Origin of the sequence: Thauera phenylacetica B4P, assembly GCF_000310225.1 — a bacterium.
GTDB classification, from domain to species: Bacteria; Pseudomonadota; Gammaproteobacteria; order Burkholderiales; family Rhodocyclaceae; genus Thauera; species Thauera phenylacetica.
This window is the reverse complement of the sequence record NZ_AMXF01000386.1, coordinates 1-2,294: the sequence shown is the minus strand read 5'-3', so window position 1 is coordinate 2,294 and position 2,294 is coordinate 1. Positions and strand designations below refer to the sequence as shown.

Sequence of the window (2,294 nt, the reverse complement as noted above, 5' to 3'; positions counted from 1 at the left end):
GGGCGGCGCGGGCGCGCCGGCGGAGCCGGCCGTGGCCGAGGCGCTGCCGGTGCGGAGCGAGGAGCCGATCCTGCTCGCCAGCGCGGCGGCCGACCTGCAGCCGGCGCCGCGCACTGCGAGCCTGCCCGCGGATTCGATCGCGGGGGCGCACCTGTGGGATCTGCAGGTGGGCGCCTTCTTGCGCGCTGATGCGCCCAGCGTGGTCCTCGAGCAGATCCGCGGGCTGTCGCTGCGCATGCTCGACACCCGCGACGCGACGGTCAGGCAGATCCCGTACAACGGCAAGATGCTGCAGCAGGTCCGTTTCCATCGCATGCCCGAGCAGCAGGCGCGGGGGCTGTGCCGCGACCTGCGCGGCAAGGGCATCGACTGCTGGGTGAGCCGGTCGGAGCAGGGGTGAGATGATGCTGCGGCTACACGCATTGGAAGAACGCATCGTCCTCGACGCCGCGTTGATGGTGGACCTCGCCGGCAACGACCCGGACGAGGATGAGCACGAGGCCGGGGAGGAGGGCGCCGCCGCGCCCGCCGCCGGGGCCGAGCCCGACGCCGGCCTCGGCGATGCGGACGCCGCTAGGGCGACCGCGGCCTTGTCGCTGATCGATCCGTCGAGCACACCCTGGAGCTCGTCCCAGTGGCTTGCCGAACCCCTGCTGTACCGCGAAGGCGATGGCGTGCGCCCGGTCTTGCTGTCCTCCGCGCTGCCCGTGCTGGGGGAGGAGCAGGGCTTCGCGTCCTGGGCGGTGATCGCGCTCGAGGGGCCGTCGGACGGCGACGAACTGGTCGCGCCGAACGTGGGCGGGGCAGGCGGGTTCGCCGTCACCCGCGAGGGTCCGTACCGGATCACCCTCTCGGCGACCGAGTCCTTCCTGCTCGACAACACGCCGGCCGAGGTCGAGGAGCTGCTGCGCAACACGGTCGCGCTCGTGGGCTACGCCAACTCGGCGCAGGATCCGCTCGAGGGCGTGCGCACCCTCCATGTCTCGCTCGGCAACGACGCCTACGCCAGCGCGGTCTCGCGCCTCGTGTTCGTGAGCTCGGTCAACGACGCGCCGGTGCTCGAGGCGCGCGGGCCGGCCACGCTCGCCTTCGCGGAGCCGGCCGATCCGGCGCTGCGCGCGCCGCTGACGCTGTTCGGCGCCGACAGCGTGGCGATCGGGGATGTGGACAGCGCGCTCGTCGGCCGTGCGTCGGTGTGGATCACCGACGCGCCCGCGGCGACGGCGGACGCGTCGGGCACCTTCGACCGCCTGCAGGTGCAGCTGCCGGCCGATGGCAGCATCACGGCGCGCACCGTGTTCACGCCCGTGTCCGACGGCACGATGGGCGAGCTGCGGCTCACGCTCGAGGGGGCCGCCAGCGCGCAGGCCTATGCGCGCCTGCTCGAGACGGTGCGTTTCGACAGCCTGGACACCGACCCGCAGCAGCTGTCGCGCACCGTCCGTATCAGCGTGGCGGATGTGGACGACGACGGCAGCCGCGAAGATGCGATCTCCGCTTCGATCGAGCGACGCATCGGCATCACGCCGACCAACACCGCGCCGGAGATCGCGATCGCGGACGCGCGCTTCAGCGAGGCGACCGACCGGCTCGCGCGGGTGCCCCTGCTTCCGCAGCTGCAGCTGTTGGATCCGGACAGCGCGAACCGGCTGGCCCGTGTCGTGGTGGTGCTCGACAACCCCGCACGGCTGGCCAGCGATTCGATCAACGCCTACCTGGACGGAGACGCGCTGTTCTCGGTCACGCGGGTGACGGACGGAACGCGCGACACCTACACGGTCCAGCCGCGCGCGCCGGTCACGACCGCCACGGTGGGCGAGTTCCAGGCCTTCCTGTCGGCGTGGAGCTATTCCAACACCTCCCGCGCCAACGTCGATCACACCATCGCCATCACGGTGCGGGCCTTCGATCCCCAGGGCGCGATGGGCGAGCAGACCTCGGCGCTGGCGATCGCCGCCAATCCCGATGCCCCCGCCAGCGAGGCGCTCCCGCGTCCGGGCTCGCCGGGCGGCCTGACCGTGCCCGAGGATGGTCGCCTGGCGCTGCCGGCCGATCTGTTTCCCTTCCGCGACGCCGACGGCGATGGCCTGGCGGGGGTGACGATCACGGCGCTGCCGCAGCACGGCCGCCTGCTGCTCGAGGGCGTGGCGGTGCAGGCTGGGGTGTTCATCCCGGCCGCGGCGCTGTCCGGCCTGGTCTATGCGCCGGCCCCGGACTACCACGGCCCGGACGGCTTCGGCTTCAAGGTGTGGGACGACTCGGGTGCGGATGGCGGCGCGGGGCTGTCGAGCGCG

Annotated in this window: 2 protein-coding genes; both read left to right on the top strand. The window is 72.9% G+C overall.

All coding sequences use genetic code 11. The features are described from left to right. A partial coding sequence (locus C667_RS22280; RefSeq protein WP_004386080.1) for a hypothetical protein occupies nucleotides 1-400 on the top strand: 400 nt, incomplete at its 5' end. Nucleotide 401: 1 nt separating this feature from the next. Next, on the top strand, nucleotides 402-2,294 hold a 1,893-nt coding region (locus tag C667_RS22275), incomplete at its 3' end, for a hypothetical protein (RefSeq protein ID WP_004386078.1).